Origin of the sequence: Spongiactinospora gelatinilytica (assembly GCF_003236385.1) — a bacterium.
Classification (GTDB): domain Bacteria; phylum Actinomycetota; class Actinomycetes; order Streptosporangiales; family Streptosporangiaceae; genus Spongiactinospora; species Spongiactinospora gelatinilytica.
Window position 1 is genome coordinate 1 of sequence record NZ_POUA01000150.1, and the last position, 16340, is coordinate 16340.

Annotated in this window: 20 protein-coding genes and 1 pseudogene; 15 read left to right on the top strand and 6 right to left on the bottom strand. The window is 72.1% G+C overall.

All coding sequences use genetic code 11. The features are described 5' to 3' along the window. Positions 1 to 78: 78 nt before the first annotated feature. Together C1I98_RS19495 and C1I98_RS19500 are read right to left on the bottom strand one after the other, a co-directional pair. Positions 79 to 1026: an ABC transporter substrate-binding protein gene (locus C1I98_RS19495; protein ID WP_233508003.1), complete on the bottom strand. Its 948-nt coding sequence runs from the start codon at positions 1024 to 1026 to the stop codon at positions 79 to 81. Between the two features lie 103 nt (positions 1027 to 1129). Then, the gene (locus tag C1I98_RS19500; RefSeq protein ID WP_111168875.1) at positions 1130 to 1369 is read right to left on the bottom strand and encodes a putative acetyltransferase; all 240 of its coding nucleotides are present in this window, start codon (positions 1367 to 1369) and stop codon (positions 1130 to 1132) included. 110 nt (positions 1370 to 1479) lie between these two features. Between C1I98_RS19500 and fdxA the strand changes: the two genes are divergently transcribed. From fdxA to C1I98_RS19515, 3 genes are read left to right on the top strand one after another with little or no spacing between them, the layout of a single operon-like run. Further along, entirely contained in the window at positions 1480 to 1803 is a 324-nt protein-coding gene (fdxA, locus tag C1I98_RS19505; protein ID WP_111168876.1) for a ferredoxin, read from the top strand. A 33-nt stretch (positions 1804 to 1836) separates the two neighbouring features. Beyond that, entirely contained in the window at positions 1837 to 2916 is a 1080-nt protein-coding gene (dapC, locus tag C1I98_RS19510; protein ID WP_111168877.1) for a succinyldiaminopimelate transaminase, read from the top strand. 11 nt (positions 2917 to 2927) lie between these two features. Next, positions 2928 to 3608, top strand: a complete 681-nt coding sequence (locus tag C1I98_RS19515; protein WP_111168878.1) for a DUF4178 domain-containing protein — start codon at positions 2928 to 2930, stop codon at positions 3606 to 3608. Between the two features lie 19 nt (positions 3609 to 3627). Here C1I98_RS19515 and C1I98_RS19520 read toward each other — a convergent pair whose 3' ends face one another. After that, a complete protein-coding gene (locus C1I98_RS19520) occupies positions 3628 to 4482 on the bottom strand; it encodes a hypothetical protein (protein WP_111168879.1) in 855 nt (284 codons plus the stop codon). A 101-nt stretch (positions 4483 to 4583) separates the two neighbouring features. Here C1I98_RS19520 and C1I98_RS19525 point away from each other — a divergent pair, with 101 nt between their 5' ends. The 6 genes from C1I98_RS19525 (at position 4584) to C1I98_RS19550 (ending at position 9226) form a co-directional block, all read left to right on the top strand. Continuing rightward, entirely contained in the window at positions 4584 to 5420 is an 837-nt protein-coding gene (locus C1I98_RS19525) for a 2,3,4,5-tetrahydropyridine-2,6-dicarboxylate N-succinyltransferase (protein ID WP_111168880.1), read from the top strand. 17 nt (positions 5421 to 5437) lie between these two features. Further along, positions 5438 to 6496 carry a succinyl-diaminopimelate desuccinylase gene (gene dapE / locus C1I98_RS19530; protein ID WP_111168881.1) on the top strand — a complete coding sequence of 353 codons (1059 nt, stop codon included), beginning with the start codon at positions 5438 to 5440 and terminating at the stop codon, positions 6494 to 6496. Between the two features lie 231 nt (positions 6497 to 6727). Continuing rightward, positions 6728 to 7522, top strand: coding sequence for an LOG family protein (locus C1I98_RS19535; protein ID WP_111168882.1), 795 nt, complete (start codon positions 6728 to 6730; stop codon positions 7520 to 7522). A 19-nt stretch (positions 7523 to 7541) separates the two neighbouring features. Then, the gene (locus tag C1I98_RS19540) at positions 7542 to 8129 is read left to right on the top strand and encodes an LOG family protein (protein ID WP_111168883.1); all 588 of its coding nucleotides are present in this window, start codon (positions 7542 to 7544) and stop codon (positions 8127 to 8129) included. A gap of 66 nt (positions 8130 to 8195) precedes the next feature. Then, positions 8196 to 8666, top strand: a complete 471-nt coding sequence (locus C1I98_RS19545) for a hypothetical protein (protein WP_146607524.1) — start codon at positions 8196 to 8198, stop codon at positions 8664 to 8666. Next, positions 8663 to 9226 (top strand): DNA-3-methyladenine glycosylase I, encoded by a 564-nt coding sequence (locus tag C1I98_RS19550; protein ID WP_111168885.1) that lies wholly within the window; start codon positions 8663 to 8665, stop codon positions 9224 to 9226. Before C1I98_RS19545 ends, C1I98_RS19550 begins: the two co-directional genes overlap by 4 nt. Before the next feature lie 7 nt (positions 9227 to 9233). Here C1I98_RS19550 and C1I98_RS19555 read toward each other — a convergent pair whose 3' ends face one another. Together C1I98_RS19555 and C1I98_RS19560 are read right to left on the bottom strand one after the other, a co-directional pair. Beyond that, positions 9234 to 10013, bottom strand: a complete 780-nt coding sequence (locus tag C1I98_RS19555) for an enoyl-CoA hydratase-related protein (protein ID WP_111168886.1) — start codon at positions 10011 to 10013, stop codon at positions 9234 to 9236. Further along, positions 10010 to 10804 (bottom strand): PaaX family transcriptional regulator, encoded by a 795-nt coding sequence (locus tag C1I98_RS19560; protein ID WP_111168893.1) that lies wholly within the window; start codon positions 10802 to 10804, stop codon positions 10010 to 10012. Before C1I98_RS19560 ends, C1I98_RS19555 begins: the two co-directional genes overlap by 4 nt. Before the next feature lie 180 nt (positions 10805 to 10984). Between C1I98_RS19560 and C1I98_RS19565 the strand changes: the two genes are divergently transcribed. Continuing rightward, the gene (locus tag C1I98_RS19565) at positions 10985 to 11152 is read left to right on the top strand and encodes a DUF3117 domain-containing protein (protein ID WP_081898355.1); all 168 of its coding nucleotides are present in this window, start codon (positions 10985 to 10987) and stop codon (positions 11150 to 11152) included. A gap of 162 nt (positions 11153 to 11314) precedes the next feature. Beyond that, positions 11315 to 12748 (top strand): leucyl aminopeptidase, encoded by a 1434-nt coding sequence (locus C1I98_RS19570; RefSeq protein WP_111168887.1) that lies wholly within the window; start codon positions 11315 to 11317, stop codon positions 12746 to 12748. Between the two features lie 19 nt (positions 12749 to 12767). Here the strand turns inward: C1I98_RS19570 and C1I98_RS19575 are convergent, their stop codons facing one another. After that, complete coding sequence (locus C1I98_RS19575) at positions 12768 to 13418, bottom strand: O-methyltransferase (protein ID WP_111168888.1); 651 nt, start codon at positions 13416 to 13418, stop codon at positions 12768 to 12770. Positions 13419 to 13642: 224 nt separating this feature from the next. Between C1I98_RS19575 and sigE the strand changes: the two genes are divergently transcribed. From sigE to C1I98_RS40580, 4 genes and pseudogenes are all read left to right on the top strand, one after another. Then, the gene (gene sigE, locus C1I98_RS19580; RefSeq protein WP_233508004.1) at positions 13643 to 14218 is read left to right on the top strand and encodes an RNA polymerase sigma factor SigE; all 576 of its coding nucleotides are present in this window, start codon (positions 13643 to 13645) and stop codon (positions 14216 to 14218) included. After that, positions 14215 to 14826: an anti-sigma factor family protein gene (locus C1I98_RS19585; protein WP_111168890.1), complete on the top strand. Its 612-nt coding sequence runs from the start codon at positions 14215 to 14217 to the stop codon at positions 14824 to 14826. The genes sigE and C1I98_RS19585 overlap by 4 nt, the downstream gene beginning before the upstream one ends. Further along, complete coding sequence (locus tag C1I98_RS19590; protein WP_111168891.1) at positions 14823 to 15899, top strand: hypothetical protein; 1077 nt, start codon at positions 14823 to 14825, stop codon at positions 15897 to 15899. Before C1I98_RS19585 ends, C1I98_RS19590 begins: the two co-directional genes overlap by 4 nt. Positions 15900 to 16027: 128 nt before the next feature. Next, a pseudogene (locus C1I98_RS40580) lies at positions 16028 to 16340 on the top strand (hypothetical protein); the annotation flags it as partial.

Here is a 16340-nt window from a genome sequence, read left to right on the forward strand (position 1 = left end):
TGGCCGCGCCCGAGGACATCGAGGCGGCCATCACGCCGTTGAACGCGGCGGCCGTCGAGAGCGGGCTGCCCGGCAGCGTCACCGCGTAGCCGGGCTTGAGCAGGTCGGCGAACGACGCGGGCGCCGGTCACCAGGTTGCCCGCCTCCTTGAGGCGGGCGAAGAACCGCACCCCGCGCTCGGCCTTGGCCGCGCCCGAGGACATCGAGGCGGCCATCACGCCGTTGAACGCGGCGGCCGTCGAGAGCGGGCTGCCCGGCAGCGTCACCGCGTAGCCGGGCTTGAGCAGGTCGGCGAACGACGCGGGCGCCGGTCACCAGGTTGCCCGCCTCCTTGAGGCGGGCGAAGAACCGCACCCCGCGCTCGGCCTTGGCCGCGCCCGAGGACATCGAGGCGGCCATCACGCCGTTGAACGCGGCGGCCGTCGAGAGCGGGCTGCCCGGCAGCGTCACCGCGTAGCCGGGCTTGAGCAGGTCGGCGAACGACGCGGGCGCCGGGACCTTGCGCGGGTCGTACCCGATCGACATGTAGCCGCCGTAGCCCGCGTACCAGGCGCCCTCGTGGTCCTTCAGCTCGTCAGGGATGTCCTGCCAGGTCTGCACCCGGTAGCGGGCGAACCGCCCCGCGTTGGCCACCGCCACGTCGAGACCGAGGTCGAACACGTCGGGCACCGCCGCGGTCTTGCCCTCCCTGGCCGCCTGCGCGGCGGCGTCGATCTCGCGCCGGCTGCTGGCCCGCGGCTCCAGTTCGGTCACCTTGATGCCGTACTTGTCGCTGAACGCGCCGATCACGCCGCCGTAGTTGACCCAGTCGTGGGGCAGCCCGATGACGGTCAGCGAGCCTTCCTTCTTCGCGGCCTCGATCAGGCGGTCCATAGTGGTGAACCCCTCGCGCAGCGAGGCGGCCTGCGCGTTCACCGGAGGCAGCGGCTTGCCGCCCGCCCTGGGCGCGCTCTCGCCGCCGCATCCGGCGAGCGTGGCGACTGCGGCGGTGGCGGAAACGAGCACGGCAGCGGTACGTACGGTCACAACACGAATACTTACCGCTACAATCGTCGGCGTCGAGGAGGCGCGGCGGTGTTCTTCCGAAGTCCCCGCGAAACCCCGGCGGAAACTCCGGGAAACCCCCGGCTCAACGACTGCGGCGCTCCGGAGGCGGCGGCACCACCTTGCCCGCCGCCAGGGTGTCTTCGGCGATCTCGACCAGCTCGCCGTCCCGCCTGCGCACGGCCAGGACCCCGCCGTGCCAGGAGACCAGATCGCCCACCACGTCGCGGAAGCCACCGGTCACGTGGCGGCGTATGCTCACGCGTCGTCCCACGTCGGCGGGGCTGATCGCGATCACGAGCCGGCCGCCGAACCTGGCCGTCACCGACTTTGCCCCCCTCCGTTTCAGAGAATCACCGGGCACGGCAATACTAGGGCGTAGCAACCCGCGGTCGAAGACCCGCGCCCAGGTGCGGAACGAAGAAGGAGCCCGAGGTGACCTACGTCATCGCGCAGCCTTGCGTGGATGTCCTGGACAAGGCGTGCATCGAGGAGTGCCCCGTCGATTGCATCTACGAGGGCCAGCGCATGCTCTACATCCACCCGGATGAGTGCGTGGACTGCGGCGCGTGTGAACCTGTGTGCCCGGTAGAGGCGATCTTCTATGAAGACGACACGCCCGAGCAGTGGAAGGACTACTACAAGGCCAATGTGGAGTTCTTCGACGACCTGGGCTCGCCGGGCGGCGCGTCGAAGGTCGGCAAGATAGACAAGGACCATCCCGTCGTGGCCGCCCTCCCGCCGCAGGCCGAGGACTGACCACCTGCGGTAGAGAGTTTTGGGGGACACGCTGTGAAGGCGCTGCCGGACTTCCCGTGGGATCGTCTCGCACCGTACAAAGAGCGCGCCTCGGCGCACCCCGGCGGGATCACGGACCTTTCGGTGGGCACGCCCGTCGATCCGGTTCCCGAGTCGGTACGGCAGGCGCTCGCCGCCGCCTCGGACAGCCCGGGCTATCCGCTGACCTATGGGACCGCCCGGCTTCGTGAGGCGGCGGCGAACCGGCTGCGGCGCAACCACGGCGTCGCCGCCGATCCCGCGGCCGTGCTGCCGACGATCGGTTCCAAGGAGCTGGTCGCCTGGCTGCCCACCCTGCTCGGGGTGCGCCCGGGGCAGCGCGTGATCTTTCCCGAGCTGGCCTATCCGACCTACGACGTCGGGGCCAGGCTGGCGGGGGCCGAGCCGTACGCGACGGACGGCCTGCTCGCGCTCGGACCCGAGCCGGTGCCGCTGGTGTGGGTCAACTCGCCGTCCAACCCCACCGGCCGGGTGCTGCCCGCCGAGCACCTGCGCAAGGTCGTCTCGTGGGCGCGCGAACGCGGCGCGGTGGTCGCCTCCGACGAGTGCTACATCGATCTGGGCTGGGAAGAGTCGCCGATCTCGATCCTGCACCCCGACGTCTGCGGCGGCTCGCACGAGGGGCTGCTCGCGGTCCACTCGCTGTCCAAGCGGTCCAACCTGGCCGGTTACCGGGCGGCGTTCGTGGCGGGCGATCCGGCGCTGATCAAGGCGCTGCTGGAGGTGCGCAAGCACGCCGGGATGATCATGCCCGCGCCGGTCCAGGCCGCCATGACCGCGGCCCTCGACGACGACGCCCACGTGGTAGAGCAGCGCGAGCGTTACGCGGCCCGGCGGGCGGCGCTGCGCCCGGCGCTGACCGCGGCGGGCTGGGAGATCGAGCACTCCGAGGCGGGGCTGTACCTCTGGGCGTCCAACGGCGCCGACTGCTGGGAGCAGGTGGCGGAGCTCGCGGCGAAGGGGATTTTGGTGACGCCGGGTGACATTTACGGGCCTACCGGTAGTCGTCACATCCGTGTTGCTATCACCGCCTCTGATGAGCGTATCGATGCGGCGGTGAGCCGCCTCCAGTAAGATCCCGCGGCATGACCTCTGCGGTCGTACTCGGATTGAGCATCGCCATGCTCGCCCTTCTGCTTGTCGCGTATCTCGCCACGACGCGGCAGGACAGAAAGGGCAAGTCCATGCGTTCCGCCGGGTCGCCCCCCCAGCCGCAGCCCGCTCCCGTACAGGAGCCGGCCTCGTCGTCGCGCGCGTCCGGTACCGGACGCGCCGGCAGCGACTACCCTGACCCCCGCACCATCAGGGTGGGCGACACCGTCGGATACCAGGGCGTGCGGGCCCGTGTGCAGGGCGCGCTGTACCTGTCCTCGCAGGGCAAGGAATGGACGCACTACCTGCTCGACGACGGCACCCGCCGTACGCAGTGGCTCTCGGTGGTGGAACAGGGCGGCACGCCCGGCGGCGATCCAAGCCATCTTGAGGTCGAGCTGTGGACGGCGGTGCCGACCCAGGGCATGGTCCCGGCCAAGAGCATGCTGATCATGGAGGGCGTGGAGTTCTTCCCGATCGAACGGGGCACCGCCGCCTTCCGCTCTGAGGGCGTGACCGAGCGTCCGGAGCGCGGGCTGCTCGACTTCGCCGACTACCGCGCGGACGACGGGCGGCTGCTGTCCTTCGAGCGGGTCCAGGGGCAGGCGTGGACCGCCTCCTACGCGAGCCCGCTGCCGCCGGGGTCCATCGAGATCGAGCGCCCGAAGAACTGACCGCCGGAGCGGCGGGGCCTCAGGTCAGTTCGACGTGGCGGGCGGGGGCCTTGGTGTCGTCGCGCCAGCCGGTCTGCCCGTCGTCGGCCGACCAGGCGAGCCGGTCGAACCTGATCTTGCGCAGGCCGTACCGCTGGGCGTGCGCGACCGACCAGGCGGCGATCAGCCAGCCGCGCCGCGAGCTGGACGCGCTGATCCGGGTGCCCTGGGCATCGAGGGTGGCCGAGGCCGCCGCCGCGCCCAGCGCCCTGACCAGCTCCTTGCGCGCGGCGTCGGGCGCGGCCTTGGGAGCGGGACCCTCGCTGGGCTTGGGAAACCAGCAGTTCAACGCCTTCGGCACGCGCCCGGTGAAGGCGGCGGCGAGGATCTTGGCGTCCTCCTCGTGCTGGGCGTATGCGGTGCCGTCCGCCGAGCGCTGCACCTCCTGGGCCGCCTCGTGCAGCGGCTTCTTGCGGTAGTCGGGCACCTTGACCAGCGCCGCGAAGAACCGTGTCGTGGCGTAGACCGGGTCCTGGAGCTGCGCCGCGCTGCCCCAGCCCTGGGAGGGGCGCTGCTGGAAGACGCCGACGGAGTCGCGGTCGCCGAACGGCAGGTTGTACAGCTTGGACTCCTGGAGGCCGGTCGCGTACGCGATCACCACGGCCCGCTCGGGCAGCTTGCGCCGCGCGGCCACCGCCGCGATGGTCGAGGCCACCGACGCCTGCTCGATCTCCAGATCGAGCTGCCCACGCGGTGTGGTGATGTGGCAGCGCTCGGTGAGCACCAACGGCCGGGTGCGGTTGAGCATCCACAGCACAGCACCGGTGATCGCGACGGCGAGCACGACGACGATGACGCCGATCGCGACAACCCCATGAGAGAAGCCTTTCCGCACGTTGAAAACCTATACGCAGCGGGGTGCCGACGGTGCGCGGTCGCGCGGGGTGCGGAGCGTATTCACAGTGTCGGCGGGGCGACCCACTAAGCTCCCCTCTCATGACGCAGAGCTTTTCCAGTCCGCTGCCGCCTGCCGTAGACGAGCTGTGGGAGCGCAGGGCGGAACTGAGCCCCGACGACGCCGAGGCGCGCGGCGTGGTCGTCGGCGCGGTTGACCTCCTCGACACCGGCAAGGCCCGGGTCGCCTTCGTGGACGACGCGAGCGGCGAGGTCGTGGTGGACGAGCGCGCCAAGCGCGCGATCCTGCTGAGCTTCCGGGTGCTCGGCATGTCGCGCTCGCAGGTCGGTGACTTCCAGCACAACGACCGCATCCCGCTGAAGACGACGTTCGACGGTGTCCGCGTGGTACCCGGCGGGATCGCCCGGTGGGGGGCGTTCCTGGCGCCCGGCGTGGTGATGATGCCGTCGTTCGTCAACATCGGCGCGTACGTCGACGCCGGCACGATGGTCGACACCTGGGCCACGGTCGGTTCGTGCGCCCAGATCGGCGCCAACGTCCACCTGTCCGGCGGGGTGGGCATCGGCGGCGTCCTTGAGCCGCCCAACGCCGTCCCGGTGATCGTCGAGGACGAGGCGTTCATCGGCTCGCGCTGCATGGTCGTGGACGGCGCGCGGGTGCGCAGGGGCGCCAAGCTCGGCGCGGGCACCGTGCTCACCGCCACCACCCGCGTGTACGACGTGGAGACCGGCGAGGAACTGCCCCAGGGCGAGGCTCCCGCCTGGTCCGTCTGCGTCGAGGGCACCCGCGTCAAGAGCTTCCCCGGCGGCGACTTCGGCATGCGCTGCATGCTGGTGCTCAAGCGCCTGGCCGAGGGCGAGCAGCACGACAAGCTCAAGCTCAACGAGATCCTGCGCGAGCACGGCGCCAACGCTTGAGCGGCCGGGCTTCCGACATGCGTTTGGACCTCACCCAGGAGGCGTGGCGGCTCGCCGCGCGGATCGTCGACATCGAGTCGGTCAGCGGCGGCGAGCGTGCCCTCGCCGACGCGATCGAGCAGGCCCTGCTGCCGTTGCCGCACCTCACCGTGCTGCGCGACGGCAACGCCGTGGTGGCCCGCACCCACCTCGGACACCCCGAGCGGGTCGTCATCGCCGGGCACATCGACACCGTGCCGGTCGCCGACAACCTGCCGAGCAAGGTCAGCGGCGACCGCCTGTACGGCTGCGGCACCTCCGACATGAAGAGCTCGGTGGCGGTGGTGCTGCGGATGGCCGCCCGGCTCACCCGCCCCAACCGGGACATCACCTACATCTTCTACGACTGCGAGGAGATCGAGGCCGAGCGCAACGGCCTGCGCCGGCTCAGCCTGGCCCACCCCGACTGGCTGAGCGCCGACTTCGCGGTGCTGATGGAGCCGACCGACGGGCTGATCGAGGGCGGCTGCCAGGGCACCCTGCGCGCGGAGGTGGCGGCCCGGGGCATCCGGGCGCACAGCGCGCGGTCGTGGTTCGGGGTCAACGCCATCCACGGCATCCTGCCGATCCTCACCACCCTGGACTCCTACGAGGCCAGGCGGCCGGTGGTGGACGGGCTGGAGTACCACGAAGGGCTCAACGCGGTCCGCGTGCGCGGCGGCGTGGCGGGCAACGTGATCCCGGACGAGTGCGTGGTCACGGTCAACTACCGCTTCGCCCCCGACCTGGACCTCGCGCTGGCCAGGCAGCACGTCAGGGACGTCTTCGCCGGGTTCGACGTGCGGTTCACCGACGGCGCTCCGGGGGCGCGGCCCGGGCTCACCCATCCGGCCGCGGCGGCGTTCGCCTCGGCGGTGGGCGGCGCCCCGCGGGCCAAGCTGGGCTGGACGGACGTCGCGTTGTTCTCCACGCTGGGCGTGCCCGCGGTCAACTACGGGCCGGGCGATCCGAATTTGGCGCACCAGCGCGAGGAGTGGGTGTCGCTGCCGAAGATCGAGGAATGCGAGCAGGCGATGCTCGCGTGGCTGTCGGCCTGACAGGACCAAGGGGTGAGCCGCCCATCCGGGCGGAACTTACCCCGCACATATGAAAGTGGCTTTCCTCGCCGGCCATTTGACGGGGAAAGCCACTTTCAGTCCCGAGCAGCACCCTCGACTGTTAGACGCGCCCTCGGCGAATTCCGGTTCCGCCCTCCCGCGGACTTTTTTCAAGATTCTTCTCGACCCACCGGCGACGCGCGCGCGAGTGGTTCCGGCTAGCGTGACCGCATGAGACAGCAGCGTCCGGAACGCCGGCACGGGGCCTCGCTCGTGCGTGGCGCCCTCGTCCCCGACTCCACCCACGACCAGCGGCTCCTCGACCGGAGGGGCCCGGCGGAATGGCTGCACATGGACCCATGGCGGGTGCTGCGCATCCAGGCGGAGTTCGTGGAGGGCTTCGGTCAGCTCGCGGAGCTGCCGCCCGCGGTCACCGTGTTCGGCTCCGCCCGCACCCCGGAGGACTCCCCCGAATACCAGATGAGCGTGCAGTTGGGCCGCGCGCTCGCCGAGGCGGGTTACGCCGTGATCACCGGCGGCGGGCCCGGGTGCATGGAAGGCGCCAACCGCGGGGCCAGGGAGGCCGGCGGCATCTCGGTGGGCCTCGGCATCGAACTTCCCTTCGAGCAGCGGATGAACGACTACGTGGACCTCGGCATCGAGTTCCGCTATTTCTTCGTCCGCAAGACCATGTTCGTCAAGTACGCCAACGGCTTCATCACGCTGCCCGGCGGCTTCGGCACGCTGGACGAGCTGTTCGAGGCGCTGACCCTCGTCCAGACCGGGAAGGTCACCTCCTTCCCGGTGATCCTGCTGGGCAGTCGCTACTGGGGCGGGCTCATCGACTGGATCCGCGGCACGCTGGAGTCCACCGGCAAGGTCTCCTCCAAGGACCTGGACCTGGTGCAGATCACCGACGACGTGGACGAGGCGGTGGCGGCCATCGCCGAGTCCGACGAGCGGCGGCTGGCCCGGCTGCGGGAGGAGCGCGAGGCCGTGGAGAGCAACGTCGCGGCGGGCGAGTGAAGGCCGTTAAGGTCGTCGGGTGTTCGTATGTGTGTACTGCGCGTCCAGCCAGAAGATAGACCAGCGCTATGTGGATCTCGCCTACGACGTCGGCGTACGACTGGCCGAACGCGGGCACACGCTGGTCAGCGGAGGGGCCACGGTCTCCTGCATGGGCGCGGTGACGCGCGGTCACCGCGCCGCCGGAGGGCGGACGATCGGGGTCATCCCGCAGGTCCTGGTGGACATCGAGATCGCCGACGAGGAGTCCGACGAGCTGATCGTCACCCCCGGCATGCGCGAGCGCAAGGCGGTCATGGACGAGCGCTCCGACGCCTTCCTGGTGCTGCCCGGCGGCATCGGGACCATGGAGGAGCTGTTCGAGATCTGGACCGCGCGGGTGATCGGGGTACACGACCGGCCGCTGGTCGTGCTCGACCCCTGGGGCCTGTACGAGCCGCTGCGCGCCCTGGTCGGCGGCATGTACGAACAGGGCTTCACCCGCCCCGACGTGTTCGACGCGATCTCCTTCACGACCACCGTCGAGCAGGCCATGCAGCGGATCGAGGCCCGCACGCAGCGGATCAGGCCCACCGCGGGCGAGCTCGCGGAAGCCGTCGAGGACTGATCGGGCGGAGCGATGAGGCGGGCGTGACGAGGCCCGACCATCGGGGAATTGTGGCACGATTCGTATGTGCTGGTCGTACTCGCCCTCGCCGCCCTGGCGATCCTGGGCGGCGTGGTAATGGTGGCCACGGGCCGCGGCGGTGAGATGCAGGACTTCCCGCCCGACGTCCCGCCGCTCGACCTGCCCGCCGCCGGACAGCTCGCCGCCGTCGACTTCGTCGCCCTGCAACTCCCGGTCAGCCTGGTGGGCTATCACACCCAGACCGTCGATGAGACGCTGCACCGCGCGGCCGGGGCCATCAGCGCCAGGGACACTCGGATCGCGGTCCTGGAGCAGCGGGTCACCGAACTGCTCGCGCACCGGCTGCACGCCCGGCAGGAGGCCCACGCGGGCCGTGCGGGGGCCGCGCCGCACGGCGATCCGCGCCCGCGCGTCGAGCACCGGCCCGAGGGCCCCGAGGTGCCGCCCGAGCTGCCCCGGGACGAATCAGAGGACACGGAGGAGACCGAGAAGGCCGGCGCGGAGGAGTCCAGGTGACCGCGCAGGCCGCCGATCCGGTCCGCTGTGGGTGGGCCATCTCCGCGCCCGACTACATCGACTACCACGACCACGAGTGGGGCCGCCCGGTCCGCGGCGATGACAAGGTCTTCGAGCGGGTCACCCTGGAGGCGTTCCAGTCGGGCCTGTCCTGGCTGCTCATCCTGCGCAAGCGGGAGGGCTTCCGGGAGGCGTTCGCCGGGTTCTCCATCCCGCGGGTCGCCGCGTTCACCGAAAGCGACGTCGAGCGGCTGCTCGGCGACGCGCGCATCGTCCGCAACCGAGCCAAGATCGAGGCCGCGATCGCCAACGCGCGTGCCGCCCTCGATCTCCCCGGCGGCCTGTCCGACCTGGTGTGGCGGTACGCCGACTCCGATTCGCCGGCGCCGAAGACGACCGCCGACGTGCCCGCCCAGACCCCCGGCTCCAAGGCGCTGGCCAAGGAGCTGAGGGCCCGCGGGTTCAGGTTCGTCGGGCCGACCACCGCGTACGCGCTGATGCAGGCGATCGGCCTGGTCAACGACCACCTGGCCGACTGCTGGGTGCGCGAGCGGGGCTGAGCCGCGCTCAGCGCCCGTGGAAGACCGGGCGCTCCTTGGCGACGAACGCCGCGGTGGCGGCCTGGTGGTCGATGGTCGCGGCGCAGGCGTCCTGTAGGTCGGCCTCCAGGTCCAGCGACTGCGACAGGGTGTGCGCGGCGCCGAAGGCCAGCGCGCGCTTGGTGGCCGCGTACGCCCGGGTGGGCCCCTCCGCCAGTCGTACGGCCAGCTCGCGGGCCGACTTGGCCAGCTCGTCGGCGGGCACCACGCGCGAGACCAGCCCCAGCTCCCTGGCCCGCTCGGCGGACACCGGGTCGCCGAGCATCAGCAGCTCGGCGGCGACCGCCGGACCGACCAGCCGCGGCAGCGTCCACGACGCGCCGGAGTCGGGGGCCAGGCCGATCGCCGCGAACGCCATCGCGAACTTCGCGTTCTCCGACGCGATCCGCAGGTCGCAGGCCAAGGCCAGGGACGCGCCCGCGCCCGCCGCCACGCCGTTGACCGCCGCGATGACCGGCTTGGCCATCTCGGTGATGGTCCGCACGATCGGGTTGTAGTGGCGGCGCACGGTACCGGCCAGGCCCTTGCCCGCCACCAGGTTGTCGGCGTGCTCGCGGAGGTCCTGGCCGGCGCTGAACGCCTTGCCCGCGCCTGTCACCAGCACCGCGCGGACCGCGTCGTCCTCGGCGGCCCTGGTCAGGGCGGCGAGCAGGTCCGCCTTCATCGAGGCGACCAGGGCGTTGAGCGCGTCGGGACGGTCGAGGGTGACGGTGGCGACGCCGGACTCGACGTCGTAGCGGATGCTCACTGGTTCTCCTGCGGATCGGCGAGGGTGCGGTCGACGAAGGCGGCGGCGGCCGGGAGCAGCCGGGCCGCCTCCTGCTCGAAGAAGCTACGGGCCTTCTCCCCGGGCCAGGCGGGCGGGAGCAGTTCGGCCGGCAGGCCGGGATCGCGGAACAGGAAGTTGCGCCAGCCGTGGACCAGCCTGCTGCGCACCGCGAAGACCAGGTCGTCGGGGGCCCTGCCGGGGACCGCGCCGACCAGGTCGGCGGCCTGGGACAGCCACAGCTCGTAGGCGCCCGCGATGCTCGCGAGGTCCCATGCGCGGGCGACCAGCTCGCGCGGGTCGCCGTCCAGCGCGGCCTCGAACAGGTCGGCGTGGACCTGTTCGGCGCTCAGCAGCGTGGCCAGCTCGGGGGAGGAGCGGGGGCCGATCCAGGTGGTCTCCGACAGCGGCGCGTAGCCGAGAAAGGCGAGGTCGGCCCGCAGCCGCTCGCGTTTGGGCCGCTCGCGCACCTGCTCGACCACCACGACGTGCCACTTTCCCGGCCAGGAGATCGTTCCGGGCCGGTAAATTCTGAGTGCGGCTTCGTCCAGGCGCCGTACGCACTTGGGGGTCACCGCGTAGCCGGGCCCCTGGGGCACCCGCATCGGCGCCAGCCACCCTTGGCGCACCATGCGCGAGATGGCCGTCCGCACGGCGGGAGCGGCGATCTCAAGCGGCGCGAGCAGGCGTACCAGGGCGGCGACCGAGGCGCGGCCGCCCCGGGAACGCAGGTGGTCCCCGTACAGATCGAATAGCGCGGCGCGGGCGTTCACGAGGACCAGTTTGGCGCTCCGAAGGGGGCCCGACAACGCATTCTGGGAGGAGATCGTTACCCGGTAGCCACCGAGAGGCGGGATAATAGGACATCCAGAAGACGTGAATGCGCCGGCCGCCCCCAGCGGGTGGGCCGGATATCGCGACCGCGGAGTCCAAAGGCAGGAAGGGATGCACGCATGGCGGCGATGAAGCCGCGGACCGGCGATGGTCCGCTGGAGGTCACCAAGGAAGGGCGGGGCATTGTCATGCGGGTCCCTCTGGAGGGTGGCGGCCGGCTGGTCGTCGAGCTCTCCGCGGACGAGGCCGGCGCACTAGGCGACGCGCTGAAGAACGTCGTCGGCTGACCGGCACCCAGACCTGATCGACGGCCCTGGCCGCAGGACCATCCCCGCCGCTCGGGTGGTCGGCGCCGGGGCCGTTGATGTTGGGCGGGCCCCTCCCTTCCGGCCCGCCCGCCATGAGCTCCGCGACACACGCCGCCCCACGACCGTAGGAGTAGAGGCAAGGTGCCCATCCAGACCACGATCTCCATCGCCGGCCGCCCGGCTGCGGACGCGACCCTGCTGGCCGTCCCCTACACCGCGGATCTCGACCCCGACGTGTCCGGGCTCCCGGTGCCCGCGCGAGACCTGCTCGCCCTGCACAAGGCCAAGGCGGAGCCGGGAGAGGTCGTGGAGACCCCGGTGGCGCGCGGCGGCGGGGTGGGCCGCGTCCTGCTGTACGGCATCGGCGACGCCGGTCCCGACGCGCTGCGCAAGGCCGGCGCGGCCGTGGTGCGCCGGGCCAAGGGGCACGAGTCGGTGAGCGTGACGCTGCCGGCGGCCGGGCCGGTGGCGGCGTTCGCGGAGGGCGCGCTGCTCGGCGCGTACACGTTCCGCATCGGCGAGCAGCGCGGCAAGGCCGTCGGGCGGGTCGAGTTCGTCGCCGCCGACCCCGGCGGGGTGGCGGACGACGTGCGCGCGGGCGAGCTGGTCGCGCGGTCCGTCGCGATCGCCAGAGACCTGGCCAACACCCCCGCGTCGGTCAAGACGCCCGCCTGGCTCGCTGAGAGGGCCGTGGAGCACACGGCCGACCAAGGGGTCACCGTGCGCGTGTGGAGCCCGCAGGAGCTGCGTGAGGGCGGTTTCGGGGGCATTCTGGCGGTGGGGCAGGGTTCGGCGAGCCCGCCGCGGTTCATCGAGCTGTCCTACCGCCCCGAAGGCGGCGACGACGGCCGGCACGTGGTGCTGGTCGGCAAGGGCATCACGTTCGACAGCGGCGGCCTGTCCCTCAAGCCGACCGCGAACATGAAGTCCCAGAAGACCGACATGGCGGGCGGCGCGACGGTGATCGCGGTGCTGTCGGCGCTGCGCCGCCGCGGTGTGCGGGCCCGGGTGACCGGCCTGGTCGCCGCCGCCGAGAACATGCCGTCCGGCACCGCCCAGCGGCCCAGCGACGTCATCACCCAGTACGGCGGGCGCACCGTCGAGGTGCTCAACACCGACGCCGAGGGCCGCCTGGTGCTGGCCGACGTCCTCGCCTACGCCGACGCCGTGCTCGCCCCCGACGCCGTCATCGACGTCGCCACCCTCACCGGGGCCATCAACGTGGCCCTCGGCCCGAGTCACGCCGGTCTCTACTCCTCCGACGAGGAGCTGGCGCGGTCGCTGATCGCGGCGGGCGAGGACAGCGGCGACCGGATGTGGCGGATGCCGCTCATCGACGACTACCGGCCCGCCCTGGAGTCCCCGATCGCCGACCTGGCCAACGTGGAGTCCGGCACGACGTACGGAGCGGGGTCGATCACCGCGGCGCTGTTCCTGCGGGAGTTCGCCGGCGGGCGGCCCTGGGCGCACCTCGACATCGCGGGCACCGGCCGCAGCGTCGTGGACGACGGCCTGTTCACCAAGGGCGCGACCGGCTTCGGGGTGCGCGCGCTGCTGCGCTGGCTCGACTCCTGAGCCCGGCTCCCGAAAAGGCTCAACCGGCGATCTTCACCGCGGCCAGCAGGCCGTCACCGAGCGGGATGAGCAGCGGGCGGAGCCGGTCGTCGCCGCGGACCAGCTTGCCCAGCTCGCGGATCACGACCGTGTCCGGGTCGCGCTGGGCCGGGTCGGCGACGCGGTCCTGCCACAGCGCGTGGTCGAAGACCACGATGCCGCCCACGCGCAGGACGCGGACCGCCTCGGCCAGGTAGTCGGGGTATTCGTGCCTGGCGCCGTCGGCGAACACCATGTCGTACCCGCCGTCGGCGAGCCGGGGCAGCACGTCGAGCGCCCGCCCGGCGATCAGCCGGGTGCGGCCCCCGGCGAACCCCGCCTGCGAGAACGCCTCACGGGCCAGCCGCTGGTGCTCCGGCTCGACGTCCACGCTGGTCAGCGTGCCGTCCGGACGCATGCCGCGAAGCAGCCAGAGCCCGGACACCCCGCAGCCGGTGCCGATCTCCACGACGGCCTTGGCGTTGATCGCCGAGGCCAGGAAGCACAGCGCGGCCCCGCCGCCCGGCATCATCGGCGCCGCCCCCACCTCCTCGCCGCGGCGGCGTGCGGCACGCAGGATGTCGTCCTCGGGATGGAACTCCTGGGCATAGGCCAGAGTGGCCTCCACCGGACTTTTCGGCGTCCCGCCCATTGGCCTCTCCTCCCTGCTTTCGCCGTACGCACTGTTTGGTGGCTGGTCGCAGCCTAGGGGAGGGAAGCGCGAACGGGAACTCATGTGACCCCCGGTGCGTTGCACGGTTTAAGCGGCCTTTGCCGGTCGGCAAGGCATTCAGTGCGCATGAAGGGACGAAACCAGGCACTATGGCGATAGCGGTGGTCCCGGAGAGAGGAGTGCTGGTGGACGACGGCCACCAGATGGAGACTCCCGTGTCGGGATGGACTCCCCCGACCTGGGAGGAGGTCGTCCGGACGCACTCGGCGCGGGTGTACCGGCTCGCCTACCGACTGACCGGCAACGTGCACGACGCCGAAGACCTCACTCAGGAGGTCTTCGTCAGGGTCTTCCGGTCCCTGTCGAACTACACCCCCGGCACGTTCGAGGGCTGGCTGCACCGGATCACGACCAACCTGTTCCTCGACATGGCGCGGCGCAGGCAGCGCATCAGGTTCGAGGGCCTGGGCGACGACGCCGCCGAGCGGCTGACCGGCCGCGAGCCCTCGCCCGCACAGGCGTACCACGACGCCCACCTGGAGCCCGACATCCAGGCGGCGCTCGACGCGCTGGCCCCCGAGTTCCGCGCGGCCGTCGTGCTGTGCGACATCGAAGGGCTGTCCTACGAGGAGATCGCGGCCACGCTCGGCGTCAAGCTGGGCACGGTCCGCAGCAGGATTCACCGGGGCCGCTCACAGTTGCGTGAGGCGCTGGAGCACCGCGCCCCGCGCGGCGAACAAGTCCCCCCGACCGCCACCTTTGGGGAGGATTTGGCATGAGCCATCTGGGAGAACGCGTCTCCGCGCTGGTGGACGGCGAGCTCGGGCACAGCGAGCGTGATCGCGCGCTGGCCCATCTCACCTTCTGCACCGACTGCCGCGCCGAGGTCGAGGCGCTGCGCGCGCTCAAGTCCCGGCTGCGCGCGCTGGAGCGGCCCGCCATGCCGGCCGACCTCACCATGTCGCTGCTGCGCATGTCCGAGCCGGGCGGGCCGCTTCCACCGCGCATCCGCCCTTTCCCTGACGCCTCGCACACCTTCGGCGGCGTGCCGATCCCCGGCATGCACACCATCTCGCCGCCCGACAACCGCCCGCCGCGCCGCGGCCGGGGCAGGCCCGACAACCGCGCCGACAGCTCGGCCAGGACCGGCCGGGCCAGGCGCGCCGGATACGTCGCGGTCGGCATGGCCTCGGCGGCCGTCGCCTTCGGCACCATGTTCGTGGTCGGCGGGCTCGGCCAGGCGCCGCCGGTGGTCCCGCAGATGGAGCGGTTCGCCAACCAGCACAAGACCACCGCCCCCTACGTCCAGCCCGGCTTCTCCGAGGCCGTCCACCCCACTCCGCACGCCACCCCCACGCCGATCCGGTCACCACGGCCCGTCAAGTGAGGCGCCTGCCCGCCGCCGTGGTCGTGGCGGGCGTGGTGCTGCTCGTCCTGGTGGCGGCGCACCCGGTGGCCGGCCCGGTGAGCGGGCCGCAGCGGGAGGCGGCGGAGGGCGACGACACCGGCATCGAGCTGTTGCGCGAGGCGGCGTACGCCGGGCGGACCCGGTCCTACACGGGCACCCGCCTGGTCACGACCTGGGGCGCGGCCGGGCCCTCGTCGGCACTCACACATGTCAGGAACGTTCCAGGGGAGGGCCTTACGGTCCGCGCCGAGACCGCCGCCGGGGCCGGCACGGTCGCGGTCGGCGTCGATCCCGGCTCCCCGGCGGCGGGCCTGGTGTCACCGTCCGACGGCATGCTCGACGTGCTCGCCCGCAACTACCGGGTGGAGACCGCCGGCACCGGCACCGCCTGCGGCCGGACCGGCCGATTCGTGCAGGCCACCCGCGCCGACGGCTCGCCCGCGGCCCGCTACCTGGTGGACGAGGCCGGCGGCGTGGTGCTGCGCCGCGAGGTCTTCGACGGCCGGGGCACACTGACCAGGGCCGACGCCTTCATCGAGCTGAGCGTCCCGCAGGAGCGGGCGGCGCCGCGGATGTCCGGCCACGCGTGGTACGGCGGGCCGTCCCTCGGCGGCGGGCCGCCCAACGGCCAGGTCGCGCACCTGCGGCAACGCGGCTGGGACGTGCCGGCCGCGCTGCCCGGCCGCCTGGAGCTGTTCACCGCCGGGGAGACCGCCGAAGGCTACCTTCATCTTGGCTACTCTGACGGACTGTCGGTAGTGTCCATATTCGTCCAGCGTGGCACCCTGGACGAGTCTCGCCTCGCGGGTTGGCATGCGCGATCCCGCGGCGGGCATACGATCTGGATCCGTGGCCTCACGGGTTTCGAGGCCGCGGCACAGCAAGTGGTCTGGGCGAGTGGGGAGCATGTTTACACGGTCGTCGCTGACGCCCCGGCGGACATGGTCGACGCCGCCGTGGCGGTGCTGCCGCACCAGGAGGGCATCGGCGCCTGGGAGCAGGTCTGCCGCGGCGCCGACCGCCTGCTGTCCTGGATCAGCCCGTTCGCCTGAGGATCAGCCGGTCAAAGGGCCCGTTCCGGGGCCCTTCCCGGCGGGTCCCTTTTACAACTCTCGTATGCGGCTGTGGGAACAATTGCGCCAAGAGCCGAGGAGCAGTGAGGCGGAGTAGTGAGGCATCGATGACCGACGAGCAGCGGAACGAGGCCGCCGCCCGCGAAGGTGAGGGCCGCGCGCCGTCGGACCAGCAACCGGACCACCTGGAGCAGGGTCTGGGGGACGCGCCGGCCGCTGTGACCGATCACACACCGGAACGCCCCCGGCCGGACTTCCTGCCCGCCGACGCCTCGGGCCCCGGATCGTCCGGGTTCGCGGCCCCGGGCTCCGCGCCGACCGGCCCCGGTCCCTCCGGCTCCGCGGGGGCCGACCCTGCGGGGCCCGGCTCCGCGGGGCACGATGACGGATCGCCTTCGCCGGGCTGGGGAGAGCTGGGGG

Excerpts from the sequence above, each read along its gene's own strand:
- C1I98_RS19535 (WP_111168882.1), top strand. The coding sequence starts at position 6,728 with ATGAGACAGCAGCGTCCGGAACGCCGGCACGGGGCCTCGCTCGTGCGT.
- C1I98_RS19515 (WP_111168878.1), top strand. The coding sequence starts at position 2,928 with ATGACCTCTGCGGTCGTACTCGGATTGAGCATCGCCATGCTCGCCCTT.
- C1I98_RS19525 (WP_111168880.1), top strand. The coding sequence starts at position 4,584 with ATGACGCAGAGCTTTTCCAGTCCGCTGCCGCCTGCCGTAGACGAGCTG.
- sigE (WP_233508004.1), top strand. The coding sequence starts at position 13,643 with ATGGAGACTCCCGTGTCGGGATGGACTCCCCCGACCTGGGAGGAGGTC.
- C1I98_RS19575 (WP_111168888.1), bottom strand. The coding sequence starts at position 13,418 with ATGGGCGGGACGCCGAAAAGTCCGGTGGAGGCCACTCTGGCCTATGCC.
- C1I98_RS19585 (WP_111168890.1), top strand. The coding sequence starts at position 14,215 with ATGAGCCATCTGGGAGAACGCGTCTCCGCGCTGGTGGACGGCGAGCTC.
- dapE (WP_111168881.1), top strand. The coding sequence starts at position 5,438 with ATGCGTTTGGACCTCACCCAGGAGGCGTGGCGGCTCGCCGCGCGGATC.
- C1I98_RS19565 (WP_081898355.1), top strand. The coding sequence starts at position 10,985 with ATGGCGGCGATGAAGCCGCGGACCGGCGATGGTCCGCTGGAGGTCACC.